Source organism: Amycolatopsis nigrescens CSC17Ta-90, assembly GCF_000384315.1.
GTDB classification, from domain to species: Bacteria; Actinomycetota; Actinomycetes; order Mycobacteriales; family Pseudonocardiaceae; genus Amycolatopsis; species Amycolatopsis nigrescens.
This window is the reverse complement of record NZ_ARVW01000001.1, coordinates 4,375,550-4,390,564: the sequence shown is the minus strand read 5'-3', so window position 1 is coordinate 4,390,564 and position 15,015 is coordinate 4,375,550. Positions and strand designations below refer to the sequence as shown.

Sequence of the window (15,015 nt, the reverse complement as noted above, 5' to 3'; positions counted from 1 at the left end):
CCCCTGAGTACGGCAGGATTGAAGGTATGACGCGTTCTGGTGGCTCCGGCGGCCTGTTCGGCCGCTCGGGCAAGGGGCGTGCCGGGCGCAAGAGCAAGCGCAAGTGGACACCCGAGCCCGGCTCCGGGCGCGCGCCGTCCTGGCGGGCGCCGGTCGAGCCGCCGAGCCGGTTCTACGACGACAGCCCCAAGCCGCCTACTCGGCAGATGCCGGCAGAGCCACCAGTGCCACCGGTACCACCAGTGCCACCGGTGCCCACCGCCGACGAGGCGCCGACCGGGGCCATCCCGCTTGGCCACGCCCCACCCCCGCACCGGGGCGCGCGGCCTTACCCGCCGCCTCCGCCGCCGGACCCGTCGATGTGGCGGACCCAGCCGGTGCACCGCGAGCCACCACCGCCACCACCCCCGAGGCGCGAGCCACCGCCGCCGCCCGGCGGCTACTACGGGAACTCCGGCGACTACGAGCGGTACAACACCGACGGCTACGCCGGTGAGCCGCGCGACGCGGAACCCGAAACCGAGCACCGGACCACGGCCGGCGCGGGCAGCCTGCCGCGGCTGCCGAAGAAGATCACCGTCACCAGAGTGGCGGCGCTGCGCGGCAGGCAGCTGACCGGACAGGCGGTGGACGCCTTCCAGCGCGCCACCAAGGCGGACGGCGCGGACCGTTCCGGGCTGACCTCGCTGACCTACGCGACCATGCTGAACTACGCCAGCGACGCGGCGATGATGATCGCGCTGGCGAACACCCTGTTCTTCGCCGCGGCGAGCGGGGAGAGCAAAGGCAAGGTCGCGCTCTACCTGCTGATCACCATCGCGCCCTTCGCGCTGGTGGCGCCGGTGATCGGGCCGGCGCTGGACCGGATCCAGCGCGGCAGGCGGCTGGCCCTGTGCGTGGTCTCCGCCGGCCAGGCGTTGATGTGCGTGCTGATGGCGCTGCACTTCAACGACTGGGGGCTGTACCCGGCCGCGCTGGGCAAGATGGTGCTGTCGAAGTCGTTCATGGTGCTCAAGGCGGCGGTCACACCGAGAGTGCTGCCACCGGAGATCACCCTGTCCAAGACCAACGCCAGGCTGACCGTGTTCGGGTTGATCGCCGGCGGGGTGTTCGGCGCGATCGCGAGCGGGTTCAACGGCATCTTCGGCTCGTCGGGCGCGCTGTGGTTCGCCGCCGCGATCTGCGCGGTCGGCGCGGTGCAGGGCATGCGGATCCCGTCCTGGGTGGAGGTCACCGAAGGCGAGGTGCCCGCGTCCTTCGCCGCCCATCCGGAGCGAAAATCCGCGAAGAAGAAACGCCAGCCGATGGGCCGCCAGATCGTGGTTTCGCTCTGGGCCAACGGCACGATCAGGGTGCTCACCGGGTTCCTGATGATGTTCGCCGCCTTCGCCGTGAAGGCGCACGCCGAACAGGACGGGGTGAGCCCGTTCATGCAGCTGCTGCTGCTCGGCGTGGTCGGTGCCGCGGCCGGGATCGGCGGGTTCGTCGGCAACGCGATCGGCTCCCGGCTGCACTTCGGCAAACCGGACCAGGTGGTGCTCGGCTGCGTGGCCGCCGCGCTGGCGTCCACCATCCTGGCGGCGATCCTGGACGGCCTCGCCACCGCCGCGATCGTCGGGCTGGTCGGCTCCACCGCCAGCGCACTGGCCAAGATCAGCCTGGACGCGGTGATCCAGGAGGACCTGCCCGAGGAGTCCCGCGCGTCCGCGTTCGGCCGCTCGGAGACCGTGCTGCAGATGGCATGGTGCTTCGGCGGCGCGATCGGGCTGCTGCTGCCGCCCACGTACTGGATCGGCTTCCTCACCGTCTCGGCGCTGCTGGTGCTCGGTCTGGTGCAGACCTACCTGGTGCGCAAGGGCACTTCGCTGATCCCCGGCCTCGGCGGCGACCGGCCGCTGCGGCCGCAGGCCACCGACAGCCCACCACCAGTGCGCCCAGCCCGCTCGTGAGTGAAAAGTGTTGCCAAGGCAACACTTTTCACTCACGACGTAGTCGCCAGGGATCCGGCGCGGGCCCCGCGATATCTTCCGGGTATGCGACTTCGTCTGCCGCTCCTGTTCGCCGCCGCCGCGCTGGTGCTCGCCGGGTGCTCGACGCCGGGCCCACCCCAGGTGACCTTCTTCGCCGACGGCAACACGGTGGAGGCGGCGCCGATGATCCACTGCGACGCGAAGGTCCAGAAGTGCGAGCAGAACGACGGCGCGAAGGCACAGCTGAAGGTGCGGGCCGGCCAGCCCGTGCAGATCTCGGTGCCCTCCGAGGTCGCGGAGACCCCGTGGGTGGTCAACGTCCAGTACACCAACGCCAAGGGTGAGCTGCAGCCGGTGAAGCAGGAGACCTTCACCAACGGCAAGCAGTTCGCCTACACCGCGTCCGCGAACGGCTCGGACGGCCAGCTGGTGGTGGTGGAGGTCCAGCAGCTCGGCGCCGCCTACGCCGCGGACGAGTCCGGCCAGCCCGCCCTCGACGAGGACGGGCAGCCGCAGCTCGTCGCCAGGGCCGTCTGGTCCCTGCAGGTCCAGCCGGCCTAGCGGATCACGGGTCCAGGTCCCTGGCGACCGCGCGCATCACTTCGGCGATGCGCTTGGTGTTCTTGCGATCCGGGTAGCGGTTGCGCCGCAGGTCCGGCTGGACCTTGAGCTCCAGCAGCTTGATCATGTCCTCGATGAGGCCGTGCAGCTCTTCGGCGGGGCGGCGGCGCGCCTCCGCGACCGAGGGCGGCGGGTCGAGCAGCCGGACCGAAAGGGCCTGCGGGCCGCGCCTGCCGTCGGCGACCCCGAACTCCAGCCGCTGACCGGCTTTGAGTGCGGCCACGCCTTCCGGTAGCGCAGTCTTGCGGATGTAGACGTCGTCGCCGCCATCCTGGGTGACGAAGCCGAAACCCTTTTCCGCGTCGTACCACTTGACCTTGCCGGTCGGCACTGCCCTCACCGTTCCTTCTGTGTTTCCGCGGTCGAATCGCACGCGCCAATCGGGCCGTGCACGACGAACGCGCCCAGGGCGTACCCAGGACGCGCGTCCCCCCAGCCTATCCCGCCGCCGACTCCGGGGAGAAGGAAGATATCTACCAGCTACCCTTTTGCCCATGGATACCGAGACGTCTTCGGCAACGGCACGGCCGGAGCCGCGCAAGTCGTTGCTGATGCGGCTCGGCATCGGCCTGTTCGCGTTGGGCATGGCGGCCGTGGTGGCGGTGTTCGTGCTGTTCGCCGCCGGCCTGGAAAACCTGCCGGTCTGGCTGAGCCTCGGCGCCGGGGTGGTCACCCCGCTCGGCCTCGCGCTCGGCCTGATCGCGCTGGTCCGCGAGGCGCGGCAGCAGGACTAGAGGGACACGCCGGCGAACAGGCCCTCGTTCGCGGCCAGCCAGCCGGGGAACTCGTCCAGCCCGTCGAAGACCACGTCCGCGCCCGCGTCCAGCAGCTCCGCCCGGTCGCAGGGCCCGGTGGTCACGCCGACCGCGACCGCCCCGGCCGCCCGCGCACCGCGGATGTCGCCGAGATGGTCGCCCACGTACGCGACCGCGTGGTGCGCACGAAGCGCCGTCGCCTTCTCCGTGGACCACAGCTCGCCCACCAGCTCGTCCACCTCGAGGCCGAGCGCCTCCAGGTGCAGCGCCGCGTTCGGCGCGTACTTGCCGGTGACCACCAGCACGGTGCCGCCGAGCCCGCGCACCGCGCGCAGCGCCTCGGCCGCGCCGGGCAGTCCGACGGTGCGCGGCACCACGATTCCTGGGTACAGCTCGCGGAAGCGGTCGATCAGCCCGGGGATGCGCTCCTCCGGCGCCTCGAACCCGCGCAGCACGTGGTCCAGCGGCGGGCCGAGGTTGGCCGCGAACGCCTCCCCGTCCAGCGGCAGCCCGCACTCGTCGGCGAGCGCGTTCATCGCCGCGACCATGCCTGGCCGCGGATCGATCAGCGTCATGTCCAGGTCGAAGCCCACGGTGATGCCCACCAGACCAAGGTAACCATTCGACCAGCGCCGGAGCCCGGCCGACTACCTGGTGGACTTCTGTACAAAACCCTGGACTGGGTACAAGAACTTGACACATACGGCTCACGTGTCAAGCTAAGGGTGTGTCAGAGGTCACCAGCTTCACCGAACGGACCAGGGCTTCCCTGCGCGAGACGCTGCTCGACGCGGCCACCGCGCTGCTGCCCGAGAAGGGCTACGCCGGCCTCCGGATGGCCGACGTCGCGGCCGACAGCGGGGTGAGCCGGCAGACCGTCTACAACGAGTTCGGCAGCAAGTCCGCACTGGTGCAGGCGGTCGCGCTGCGCACCGCGGCGGAGTTCCTCGACGGCATCGGGCAGCGGTTCGCCGAGGCCGCCGATCTGCCCGGCGCGATCCGCGCCGGGGTCACCTTCACCATCGAGCACGCCAGGGAGAACCGCCTGGTGGCCGCGGCACTTGGCACCGAGGCCGGTGAAGACCTGCTGCCGCTGCTGACCACCAAGGGCGAGCCGATCCTGCGCGCGGCCACCGAGCTGGCCGCCGGCCACTACCGCGAGCGGCTGCCCCAGCTGCGCCCCGAGTACGCCGAACTGCTCGCGGAGAGCGTGGTGCGACTTTCGCTGAGCCACCTGGTGCTGCGCACCCATTCCCCCGGCGAGGCGGCGGACGCCGTCTGCGCGGTGCTCACCCCTGCCATCCGGCACTATTCGTCCATAGTGGACACAAAGAGCGCAGTGGACACAACGAAGTGACACGAAAGGCGTACCGATGACCGACACCGTTTCCGCGCACCGGACCGGATTCACCACCCTGAGGGCGGGCGGGCTGAACTGGGACTCGTTCCCGTTGCGGCTCTTCGTCAAGGGGAACAAGAAGTTCTGGAACCCGGCCGACATCGACTTCAGCCGCGACGCCGAGGACTGGGCGGCGCTCAACGACGAGCAGCGCCGGTCCGCGACCTACCTGTGCGCGCAGTTCATCGCGGGCGAAGAGGCGGTCACCGAGGACATCCAGCCGTTCATGAAGGCGATGTCCGCCGAGGGCAGGCTCGGCGACGAGATGTACCTGACCCAGTTCTGCTTCGAAGAGGCCAAGCACACCGAGGTGTTCCGGCGCTGGATGGACGCGGTCGGGCTGACCGCGGACCTGCACCCGTACGTCGCGGACAACCCGCACTACCGCAAGCTCTTCTACGAGGAGCTGCCGGAGTCGCTCGGCGTCCTGGAGTCCGATCCCAGCCCGCGCAACCAGATCCGCGCCAGCGTCACCTACAACCACGTGATCGAGGGCACCCTCGCGCTGACCGGCTACTACGCCTGGCAGAAGATGTGCACCGAGCACCGGATCCTGCCCGGGATGCAGGAGCTGATCCGCCGGATCGGGGACGACGAGCGGCGGCACATGGCATGGGGCACGTTCACCTGCCGCCGGCACGTGGCGGCGGACGACAGCCTGTGGGCGGTGGTCGGCGAGCGGATGGGCGAGCTGGTGCCACAGGCGCTGAACATGATCCAGTGGCTGAACGACCAGTTCGAGGAGCATCCCTTCGGCATCGATCCCGAGGAGTTCGTGCACTACGCGGCAGACCGGGCGCAACGGCGGCTCGGTGCGATCGAGTCGGCCCGCGGCGCGGATCCGGCGCAGATCGACCTCGACTACTCGCCGGAGCGTCTGGAAGAAACCTTCGGCGAAGAGGACGCCCAAGCCTTCGCCACCACTTAGCCCGTATGCAGCGAAGGCCACCTTCGCTGCGTTGAACGCAGGCAAGGTGGCCTTCGCTGCGTCGGAAAAGGTGCAGCCTGCTCTACTGTGCGAAGGCGCCGGAACTGGTCGGATAGCAGGGTGACGACCATCGGCGACCTGGGGGAAAGATGAGCGCGCTCGCCAAGCGGCTGTTCCGGGACGTGCCGTACCTGCTGGCGTTGGTGCCGGCGTCCATGGTGGCGCTGCTGATCCCGTTGTTCCTGGCGATGGCCGGGATGTCGGTGGCGGTCGCCGGGCTCGGGCTGGTGCTGGTGCCCTTCGGCTTCGTCGGCCTGCGGATCTGGACCGACCTGCACCGCACCTGGGCCGGGTACGTGCTCGGCCGCCGGGTGCCGACCCGGCTCCGGCCGCTGGAGGGCAGCATCCTCAGCTGGTGGCGCCAGCTGTTCACCGATCCGGCCACCTGGCGGGACCTGCTCTGGCTGCCGGTCCAGTGCGCCCTCGGCTTCGCCGTCGGCATGCTGTCGTTGATCTTGTGCGCGCTGCTGCCCGCGTCGATCCTGGGCATGTTCTTCTGGTGGGCGCCCGGCACCGGCGGGGTGACGCTGATCCCGAGCTTCCCGATCCACGACTGGGGCACCGCCTTCGGCACCGGAATTCCCACGCTGCTGGCCGGAATCGGCGCGCTGGTCTTCGTCCTGCCCACGCTCGCCCGCGGCTGGGCGCACCTGACCAGGTCGATCCTGGACCGCTCCGGCACCGAGCAGCTCGCCGAGCGGGTGGACGAGCTCACCGAGACCAGGGCCGAGGCGCTGGACGCGCACGGCGCCGAGCTGCGCCGGATCGAGCGCGACCTGCACGACGGCACCCAGGCGAAACTGGTGTCCATCGCGCTCCGGCTCGGGATCGCGAAACAGACCCTGCGCGACGAGCCGGAGACCGCGGCGACCCTCCTGCAGGAGGCGCGCGACGGCACCGAAGCGGCGATGGGCGAGCTTCGAACCATCGTGCGCACGATCTACCCGCCGATCCTTTCCGACCGCGGGCTGGTGGGTGCGCTGCGGTCGCTGGTCGCGGACGCCGCCGTCCCGGTGCACGCCGACCTGGAGGAGGTCGGCCCGCTGCCGGCTTCGGTGGAGGCGGCCGCGTACTTCGTGGTGTCCGAGGCCCTGACCAATGTGGCCAAGCACGCCGGCGCACGGCTGGTCATGGTTTCGGTGCGGCGTGTTGGCGACCGGCTGGACGTGGAGGTCACCGACGACGGCCGCGGCGGGATCGACGAGACCGCCGGCACCGGCGTCAACGGCATCCGTCGCCGGGTCGCCGCGCTGGACGGGATCGCCACGGTGCACAGTCCGGCTGGCGGGCCGACCACGATCCGGGTGGAGCTGCCGTGCGCGCCGTGATCGCGGAGGACAACGTGCTGCTGTCCGAGGGGTTGACGCTGCTGCTCTCCCGCGCCGGGTTCGAGGTGGTCGCCAAGGTGCCCGACGGCGAAGGTTTCGTCGACGCGGTCACCACTCACCGACCGGACATCACCGTGGTGGACGTGCGGATGCCGCCGACCTTCCGCGACGAGGGCATCCGGGCGGCGATCGAGGCAAGGCGGCTGGTGCCGGGGCTGCCGGTGCTGGTGCTGTCCCAGTACGTCGAGACCAGCTACGCGGCCGAACTGCTGGCCGACGCCGCCGGCGGGGTCGGCTACCTGCTCAAGGACCGGGTCGGCCAGGTCGAGGAGTTCACCGACGCGCTGGCCAGGGTGGCGGGCGGCGGCACGGTGATGGACCCGGAGGTGGTCGCCCAGCTGCTCACCAGGCGGGCCGACGACCCGGTGGAGACCCTCACCCGCCGCGAACGCGAAGTGCTCGCGCTGATGGCCGAAGGGCACGGCAACACCGAGCTCCGCCACCGGCTGCACATCGCGGAAACCTCGGTGCAGAAGCACATCGGCAGCATCTTCGCGAAACTCGACCTGCCCGCATCGGACACCGGCCACCGCCGCGTCCTCGCCGTACTCGCCTACCTCAACAGCGTCCGCCGCTGATCCGGTCAGGCGTGCTTGGTCTGGGTGAGGGAATGCAGGCCGAGGAGATCGACGGCGCGCTCGCGCATCTCGATCTTGCGGACCTTGCCGGTGACGGTCATCGGGAACTCGGTGACCACGTGCACGTAACGCGGGATCTTCTGGTGCGCCAGCTTTCCGGTGCAGAACTCGCGCAGGGACTCCGCGGTCAGCGGCTCGGCGCCCTCGCGCAGCCGCACCCAGGCCATCAGCTCCTCCCCGTAGCGCTGGTCCGGCACGCCGATCACCTGCGCGTCCAGGATGTCCGGGTGGGTGTAGAGGAACTCCTCGATCTCGCGCGGGTACAGGTTCTCGCCGCCGCGGATCACCATGTCCTTGATCCGGCCGGTGATGTTCACGTAGCCGGCCTCGTCGAGCACCCCAAGGTCGCCGGTGTGCATCCAGCGCGCGGCGTCGATCGCTTCGGCCGTCTTCTCCGGCTCCTCCCAGTACCCCAGCATCACCGAGTAGCCCCGGGTGCACAGCTCGCCCGGCGCACCGCGCGGCACGGTCAGCCCGGTCTCCGGGTCCACGATCTTGATCTCCAGATGCGGCCCGACCCTGCCCACTGTGGACACCCGGCGCTCCACCGAGTCGTCCGCGCGGGTCTGCGTGGACACCGGGGAGGTCTCGGTCATGCCGTAGCAGATGGACACCTCGGCCATGCCCATCCGGTCGATCACCTGCTTCATCACCTCCACCGGGCAGGGCGAGCCCGCCATGATCCCGGTGCGCAGGGTGGACAGGTCGTAGGACTCGAACTCCGGCTCGGCAAGCTCGGCGATGAACATGGTCGGCACGCCGTACAGCGACGTGCACCGCTCGGCCCGCACCGCGTCCAGGGTCGCCTTCGGGTCGAAGGACGGCGCCGGGATCACCATGCAGGCGCCGTGCGTGGTGGCCGCCAGGTTGCCCATCACCATGCCGAAGCAGTGGTAGAAGGGCACCGGGATGCAGATCCGGTCCAATTCGGTGTAGTTGCACAGCTCGCCGACGAAGTAGCCGTTGTTGAGGATGTTGTGGTGGCTCAGGGTGGCGCCCTTGGGGAAGCCGGTGGTGCCCGAGGTGTACTGGATGTTGATCGGGTCGTCCGCGCCGAGCGTGCCGGCCACCTCGGCGAGCCGGCCGGCGTCCGCGGCACGGCCGTTGTCCAGCAAGGAGTTCCAGTCCCGCCCGCCGATCAGCAGCACGTGCTCCAGCGCCCGGCAGCGCGGCCGAACGTCGGTGATCATGCCGGCGTAGTCCGAGGTCTTGAACTTCTCCGCGGCGACCAGCAGCCGGATGCCGGCCTGGTTGAGCACGTACTCCAGTTCGTGCGTGCGGTAGGCCGGGTTGATGTTGACCAGGATCGCGCCGATCTTCGCGGTGGCGTACTGGGTCAGCGTCCACTCGGCACAGTTCGGCGCCCAGATGCCGACCCGGTCGCCCTTGGTGATGCCCAGCTCGAGCAGGCCGAGCGCGACGGTGTTCACCTCGGCGGCCAGCACGCGGTAGGTCCAGCGCCGCCCGTCCGTCCGGTCCACCAGGGCGTCGCGGTCGCCGAAGGCGGCGGCGGTGCGGTCGAAGTTGTCCCCGATGGTGTCGCCGAGCAGGGGGACCTCCGAGACCCCGGACGAGTAGCTCGGCACGGCAGGTGCGCCAGCCATGATGCCTCCCCTTTCTCCGTCGACGTCGACCTCCCGACCCTAATTCCCCTCCCCCTCCCCAGCCATCTGCACATGGAGGGGTCCGGACGCAGCGAAGGCCACCTTGCCTGCGTTGAACGCAGGCAAGGTGGCCTTCGCTGCATACCGCCGCTCAGGTGAGGGGGCGGAGCCAGAGGTTGCGGAATTGGGCGTGCGTGGTGGGGTCGTGGTTCTGCAGGCCGACGTAGCCGGTGCGGCCCCGGTCCGGGTGGGTGCCGGTGAAGTCGTTCACCAGCTCACCGTTGAGGAAGACCTGGTACCGCTGGCCGACCACCTTGATCAGGTACGAGTTCCACTGCCCGACCGGCTTGGACGCCCGCCGCGCCGCCTGCTGGAAGTTGTAGACGGCGCCAGTCTTCTGCGGGTCGCCGGCCGGGTTGTCGTTGATCTGGATCTCGTAACCGGAGTTCACGCCCACCCACGGATCGCCGCCGGGGTCCGGGAACCGCAGGAACACCCCGGAGTTGTCGGTCGCCGACGTGACCCGCCAGTCCAGGGTCAGGATGAAGTCGCCGAACTGCCTGCCGTGGTACCAGAGCAGCCCCATCCCGTCCCGGCTGGTCAGCTTCCCGCCGCCGACGTCGAACCCGCCGGGGCCCGCCTGCGACCAGCCCTCGGTGGAGGTGCCGTCGAAGAGCCGGACCGGCTGGGCCGCGTCCGCCGGCGCCACCAGCACCGCGCTGAGCGCGACTCCCGCGGCCAGGACCATCAGCCGTCGCATCGCCTGGGACATCACTGCCCTCCTTCGATCGAGGTGATGACCGTGTCGGCGTCCCTGGTCAGCACCGCCCGGATGTCCGGTGCCCTGACCAGTGCCGCGTCCCCGGCCAGTGCGGTGAACTTCCGCAGCTCGGCGATGGTGGCCAGGTCGTCGCCACTCGCCTCGGCCAGCCGCGCCTTGCGAAGCTGGTCACCCAGCTGCGTATACGCGGTGAGCGAGAGCCGGTTGCTGGCCCGGAACCGGTCGATCAGCTGCCCGAGGTCTCGGGTGGACGTCGAGGTGGCGAAGGACAGGTTCTGCTCGGTGCGGTTGCCGGCGTTGTCGGTGGCCACCACGGACAACTGCTGCAGGCCGAGGTTCAGGGTGTGCAGCGGGAGGTACGCGCCGGAGGACAACGCCTGCCCGTTCAGCGTCCCGGCCACCGAGGCGACGCCGGAGGACGCGTCCTCCGCCCGCCAGCTGAGCACCAGATCGCTGGCGTCGCCGTAGACCCGGCCGTTGGCGACCCCGTCCACCAGCAGGGTCGGCCGGGTGGCGTCGATCAGGATCGTCGCGGCCTTCTCCGCCGAGACGTTCCCCGCCACGTCCACCGACCGGTAGAGCACGGTGTGCTGGCCGTCGCCGCGGACCGGGATGACGCCGGTGTACGGCGTCCACGGCCCACCGTCCACACTGGACTCGACTAGGGCGAGCCCGGAGCCGCCGTCCTCGCCGGACAGTGCCAGCTCCACCACACCGTCGTGCCAGCCTCCGTCGCCCGGTTCGCCGAAGCTCGCGGTGACCGACGGCGCGCCGGTGTCGATGTTGACCGGCAGCGACCTGACCTCCTCAACGTTGCCCGCCTTGTCCTTCGAGCGGTACTGCACCGCGTGCGCGCCTTCGCCGGTCACCGCGAACGGTGCGGTGTAAGCGGTCCACGGCCCGTCGCCGATCCGGTACTCGCTACCGGCGACCCCGCTGGCGCCCTCGCCGGGGTCGGTCGCGGCGAGGTTCACCGTGACCGGGCCGGAGACGAACCAACCCTGCGCGCCGTCCGGCGCGGACGGCTGGGTGCTCGCCGTGCTCACCGGCGCGGTCACGTCCGGCGCGGTCAGCGGCTTGATCTTGATATTGCGGAAGCGCAGCGAGTCGTTGGCGTTCTCGATGCCGATCCGCTTGCCGGTGCCGCGGCTGCCGTCGCCGGTGTACTCGGTCACCACCTGCCCGTTCAGCGTCACCGTGTAGGTGTTGCCGACCACCCGGATGGAGAAGGTGTTCCACCCGCCGTAGGGCGGTTTGGCCGCCAGATGGGTGGCCGCCTTGACCCCGGAAAGCGAGCCGGTGCGGTTGATCTGGTTGTCCACCCGGTCCAGGATGGCCACCTCGTAGCCTTCCCGGCCCGCCGCGCCCGGGTTGTCGAAACGCTGGTACAGACCGGAGTTCGCGCTCACGTCGAAGCTTTCGTAGTCCGCTTCGAGCACGTAGTCGGTGAACTGCTGGTCGGCGTACCACAGGTTGCCGTAACCGCCGCGTGGCTGGAGCAGCCCGTTCGTCACCTCGAACCGCCCGTTGCCGGCGTGGTCCCAGCCGGCCAGCGTCTGGCCGTCGAACAGGTTCACGAACCCGTCCGCGTCGGGTTTCGCGCTCCACACCACACCGGCGGTGTCCACCGCCACGTCGGTGCGGAGGTTCGCCGCACCCTGGTCGGTCACCGCGAGGGTGCCGTCACCACGGCCGCACGAGTCTCCGTACGCGGCACAGGCGACCACCAGATCGGTCGACGCGACCGTGCTGGTGTACGGCATCTTCACGGTGCCGGTGTCGTCCGCGGGCAGCACCTTCCGTTCCGCCCGCAGATACGGCGTGCCCTGCAGACCCGGGGGCAACGGGCTCGCCTCGGACTTCCGGTAGACCTCCACGGTCACCGGCTGCCCGGCCGCCGAGCCCGATTCCGGGGTGAACTTCGCGGTCACCTCGTGCGGGGTCCCGGCCGGCAGCTCGGCCGACTCCGGGGTGACGGCCACCGCGCCCCGCACCGGATCGACCACGCCGACCGCGGCACTCGCGGTGCCGCGCGCCTTCCCGTTCGCGTCGGTCAGCGTGACCTTCGCGGTGTAGTCACCCGTCGCGGCGTAGGTGTGCTTCGCCTCGGCACCGGTGCCAGTGGTGCCGTCGCCGAAGTCCCAGGTGTACTTGGCCCCGGCGGGTGCCGGGGTCGCGGTCGCCCGGAAGGTCACGTCGAGCGGGACCGAGCCCTTCTTGACGTCGCTGGTCGCGTGCACGTTCAGCGGACCGGTGGCGCCGAGACCGTTGAACTTCAGCGAGTCCAGCCCGAAGGCGTTGTCCGCACCGGTGAACACCGCGAACAGCTCCATGCTGCCGCCGGGGTCGGTCACCGGTATCGGCGCTATGTCCACAAAGGACCCAGCGGTACCGGCGGGCACCTCCGCCTTGCCGAGCACCGGACCATCCGGTGCGCCCTGGCGCAGTTCGATCCCGCCGCCGACACCGGTGGTCTTCGCCCGGAAGCTCACCGTGTCCACCGACTGCAGGCTCAGCGGGTCGAAGGAGATCCAGTCCCCGCCGGTGATGCCGCCGACCAGGTTGCGGCCCTCGGCCTGCTCGTCCGCGGTCACCTGCACGCCTTGCGCGCGGCTGTGGTGCTCGGCCTGCTTGTGCTTGGGCTGCAGGATGATCTCGTGCGTGCCGGAAGCGGAACCGACGTCCTGGCCGCCCTTGTCCGCATAACTGGCGCGCAGCACGGTGAACAGGTTGGCGTCCCCGCCGTGCCCGGCCTCCTCCTGGATCTTGATCACCCCTTCGCAGCCCTGCTTGTTGGACTGCGGATGGGCGTGCGAGTCGTGCCCGAGCGCCAGCTGCACCTGGACCGCGCTGCAGTCCACGCCGTTGCCGATCGTGCCGTCCTCGGCGTCGGTCACCTTGACCCGGTAGGAAACTTCGTCCCCGAAGGAGAAGGTGGCGCCGTCATCGGGGAACTCCAGCACCACCTCGGGCGCGTGGTTGCCGACGGAGATGTCCACCCGCACCACGCTGAACCGGCCGGTGTCATCGGTGACGGTCAGTTTCGCGCTGTAGGAACCGTTCTGCCCGTAGGCATGGGACGCGGTCGGGCCCTCGGCGTCGTTCACCCCGTCGCCGTTGAAATCCCAGGCGAAGCTGATCGCGTCACCGTCGGCGTCGGCCGACTTCGAGGCGTCGAAGCCCACCTGCAGCGGCGCGTCACCCGAGGTCGGGGTCGCGGTGACGGTCGCGGTCGGGGAATGCTGGCCCTGCGTGTAGTCGATCCGGTACAGCCCGGCATACGGGCCGGGCGTGAAGAACCCGCCGCCGTACTCCAGCACGTAGAGCGAACCCTCCGGACCGAACTCCATGTCCATCGGCTGGTTGAAGTCCAGCTCCGCAAGGAATGGGTCGATCGACTTCAGCGCGCCCTGGTCGTCGGTGCGCACCGTCTTCACGAACCCGCGCGAGTACTCGTAGAAGAACTCGGCGCCGTCGTAGTCGGCCGGGAACTTGGTGTTGGACTCCAGGTTCGGGTCGAACCGGTAGACCGGGCCGCCCATCGCGGTACCGCCGCCGGGGCAGTCGATCTGCGGGAACTTGTCGAAACAGGCGTAGGGATACCAGATCAGCGGGTCGTCGGACGGCGGCAGGTCGGTCAGGCCGGTGTTGTTCGGCGAGTCGTTGACCAGCTTGTCGCAGTCGAACTTCGGCCCGGAGGTGCCGGTGGCGAAGTCGAAGTCGTTGTACGGGATGTCGTCGGCGATGCAGTACGGCCAGCCGCTGTTACCGGGTTCCTTGATCAGCAGCAGTTCGTCGTACTGGCGCGGGCCGCGGTCCGGGTTGTCCGCGCTGGCGTCCGGGCCGACCACGCCGATGTAGACCCAGCCGGTCTTCTTGTCCACCGAGAAGCGGAACGGGTTGCGCAGGCCCATGTAGTAGATCTCGGGCCTGGTCTTCTCGGTGCCGGGGGCGAACAGGTTGCCATCAGGGATGGTGTAACTGCCGTCCTCCTGCATCTTGATCCGCAGCAGCTTGCCGCGCAGGTCGTTGGTGTTGGCGGAGGAACGCTGCGCGTCGAAGGCGGACCGGCCTTCACGTTCGTCGATCGGGGTGTAGCCGTCCGAGGCCCAGGAGTTCGTGTTGTCCCCTGTGGACAGATAGAGGTTGCCGGCGGCGTCGAAGTCGATGTCCCCGCCGACGTGGCAGCACAGGTCGCGCTGGGTGGTCACCTCGATGATCACCTGTTCGCTCGCGGGCACCAGCGCGTTGCCTTCGAGCTTGAAGCGGGCGAGCCGGTTCTTCGGCTCCGGCCCGGCCGGCGAGTAGTAGACGTAGACCCAGTGGTTCTCGGCGAAGGCGGGGTCGATCGCGATGCCCTGCAGGCCGTCCTCTTCACCGGTGTAGACGGCGATCCGGCCTGCCTCGACGACGTTGTAGGTGACCGGGTCGAACAGGCTCACCACCCCGCGGCGGTCGGTCATCAGCACCCGCGCGTCCGGCAGCACGGCCAGCGCCATCGGCTCCCCGACGTCCGCGGTCAGCTTCTTCTTCTCGAAGTCGTCCGAGGGGTGGTGCAGTTCGGTGTTGCCCGCGGTGACCGTGGTGGACGGGCCGGGATCGGGCGGTGGCGCGGCCGTGGCAGGCTGCGCGGCGGACGGGCCCGCCAGCGCGAACACCATGGCGAGGACGGAAAGGACGACGAGCAGTGTTCGGCGTAAAGACATCGTTGTCTCCCGGGAGAACTCGGCATTAGTCCTGGGATGACCCGCCCGGCATGTGATCGCCGGAAACTGTCATACGCCTCATACGGTACGGCTTCTGCACACAAAACCCGGAAGTATGTCTCCTTTTGTCATAAGTTGCGCTGGATGGCGTAGTTGCGGCAGGGG

Annotated in this window: 12 protein-coding genes; 7 read left to right on the top strand and 5 right to left on the bottom strand. The window is 69.8% G+C overall.

Annotation, left to right across the window (positions count from 1 at the left end):
* Window positions 1-26 precede the first annotated feature (26 nt).
* Window positions 27-1,949, top strand: coding sequence for an MFS transporter (locus AMYNI_RS0120810; RefSeq protein WP_051116345.1), 1,923 nt, complete (start codon window positions 27-29; stop codon window positions 1,947-1,949).
* An 84-nt stretch (window positions 1,950-2,033) separates the two neighbouring features.
* The gene (locus AMYNI_RS0120805; protein WP_020669980.1) at window positions 2,034-2,531 is read left to right on the top strand and encodes a DUF2771 family protein; all 498 of its coding nucleotides are present in this window, start codon (window positions 2,034-2,036) and stop codon (window positions 2,529-2,531) included.
* A 4-nt stretch (window positions 2,532-2,535) separates the two neighbouring features.
* On the opposite strand, the gene AMYNI_RS0120800 is transcribed toward AMYNI_RS0120805, so the two are convergent.
* Window positions 2,536-2,922 (bottom strand): cold-shock protein, encoded by a 387-nt coding sequence (locus AMYNI_RS0120800; RefSeq protein WP_020669979.1) that lies wholly within the window; start codon window positions 2,920-2,922, stop codon window positions 2,536-2,538.
* Between the two features lie 163 nt (window positions 2,923-3,085).
* Here AMYNI_RS0120800 and AMYNI_RS44975 point away from each other — a divergent pair, with 163 nt between their 5' ends.
* Window positions 3,086-3,325, top strand: a complete 240-nt coding sequence (locus tag AMYNI_RS44975) for a hypothetical protein (protein ID WP_020669978.1) — start codon at window positions 3,086-3,088, stop codon at window positions 3,323-3,325.
* Here the strand turns inward: AMYNI_RS44975 and AMYNI_RS0120790 are convergent.
* The gene (locus tag AMYNI_RS0120790) at window positions 3,322-3,951 is read right to left on the bottom strand and encodes an HAD family hydrolase (RefSeq protein WP_020669977.1); all 630 of its coding nucleotides are present in this window, start codon (window positions 3,949-3,951) and stop codon (window positions 3,322-3,324) included. The genes AMYNI_RS44975 and AMYNI_RS0120790 overlap by 4 nt on opposite strands.
* 122 nt (window positions 3,952-4,073) lie before the next feature.
* Between AMYNI_RS0120790 and AMYNI_RS0120785 the strand changes: the two genes are divergently transcribed.
* The 4 genes from AMYNI_RS0120785 (at window position 4,074) to AMYNI_RS0120770 (ending at window position 7,699) form a co-directional block, all read left to right on the top strand.
* Window positions 4,074-4,703 (top strand): TetR/AcrR family transcriptional regulator, encoded by a 630-nt coding sequence (locus AMYNI_RS0120785; protein ID WP_020669976.1) that lies wholly within the window; start codon window positions 4,074-4,076, stop codon window positions 4,701-4,703.
* A 16-nt stretch (window positions 4,704-4,719) separates the two neighbouring features.
* Window positions 4,720-5,673: a R2-like ligand-binding oxidase gene (locus tag AMYNI_RS0120780; RefSeq protein WP_020669975.1), complete on the top strand. Its 954-nt coding sequence runs from the start codon at window positions 4,720-4,722 to the stop codon at window positions 5,671-5,673.
* Between the two features lie 149 nt (window positions 5,674-5,822).
* Window positions 5,823-7,061: a sensor histidine kinase gene (locus AMYNI_RS0120775; protein ID WP_020669974.1), complete on the top strand. Its 1,239-nt coding sequence runs from the start codon at window positions 5,823-5,825 to the stop codon at window positions 7,059-7,061.
* Window positions 7,049-7,699, top strand: coding sequence for a response regulator (locus AMYNI_RS0120770; protein WP_020669973.1), 651 nt, complete (start codon window positions 7,049-7,051; stop codon window positions 7,697-7,699). Before AMYNI_RS0120775 ends, AMYNI_RS0120770 begins: the two co-directional genes overlap by 13 nt.
* Window positions 7,700-7,704: 5 nt before the next feature.
* On the opposite strand, the gene AMYNI_RS0120765 is transcribed toward AMYNI_RS0120770, so the two are convergent.
* The 3 genes from AMYNI_RS0120765 to AMYNI_RS47330 all read right to left on the bottom strand — a co-directional run bounded on the left by AMYNI_RS0120765 (window position 7,705) and on the right by AMYNI_RS47330 (window position 14,850).
* Complete coding sequence (locus AMYNI_RS0120765; protein ID WP_026360710.1) at window positions 7,705-9,363, bottom strand: AMP-binding protein; 1,659 nt, start codon at window positions 9,361-9,363, stop codon at window positions 7,705-7,707.
* A 151-nt stretch (window positions 9,364-9,514) separates the two neighbouring features.
* Window positions 9,515-10,135 (bottom strand): 3-keto-disaccharide hydrolase, encoded by a 621-nt coding sequence (locus AMYNI_RS44970; RefSeq protein WP_020669971.1) that lies wholly within the window; start codon window positions 10,133-10,135, stop codon window positions 9,515-9,517.
* Entirely contained in the window at window positions 10,135-14,850 is a 4,716-nt protein-coding gene (locus tag AMYNI_RS47330) for an OmpL47-type beta-barrel domain-containing protein (protein WP_157357423.1), read from the bottom strand. Before AMYNI_RS47330 ends, AMYNI_RS44970 begins: the two co-directional genes overlap by 1 nt.
* Between the last annotated feature and the right edge of the window lie 165 nt (window positions 14,851-15,015).

Bases quoted from the DNA above. Each gene is read 5' to 3' on its own strand.
- AMYNI_RS0120765 (WP_026360710.1), bottom strand. From the start codon at position 9,363: ATGGCTGGCGCACCTGCCGTGCCGAGCTACTCGTCCGGGGTCTCGGAG.
- AMYNI_RS44975 (WP_020669978.1), top strand. From the start codon at position 3,086: ATGGATACCGAGACGTCTTCGGCAACGGCACGGCCGGAGCCGCGCAAG.
- AMYNI_RS0120780 (WP_020669975.1), top strand. From the start codon at position 4,720: ATGACCGACACCGTTTCCGCGCACCGGACCGGATTCACCACCCTGAGG.
- AMYNI_RS0120775 (WP_020669974.1), top strand. From the start codon at position 5,823: ATGAGCGCGCTCGCCAAGCGGCTGTTCCGGGACGTGCCGTACCTGCTG.
- AMYNI_RS0120805 (WP_020669980.1), top strand. From the start codon at position 2,034: ATGCGACTTCGTCTGCCGCTCCTGTTCGCCGCCGCCGCGCTGGTGCTC.
- AMYNI_RS0120810 (WP_051116345.1), top strand. From the start codon at position 27: ATGACGCGTTCTGGTGGCTCCGGCGGCCTGTTCGGCCGCTCGGGCAAG.
- AMYNI_RS44970 (WP_020669971.1), bottom strand. From the start codon at position 10,135: ATGTCCCAGGCGATGCGACGGCTGATGGTCCTGGCCGCGGGAGTCGCG.
- AMYNI_RS47330 (WP_157357423.1), bottom strand. From the start codon at position 14,850: ATGTCTTTACGCCGAACACTGCTCGTCGTCCTTTCCGTCCTCGCCATG.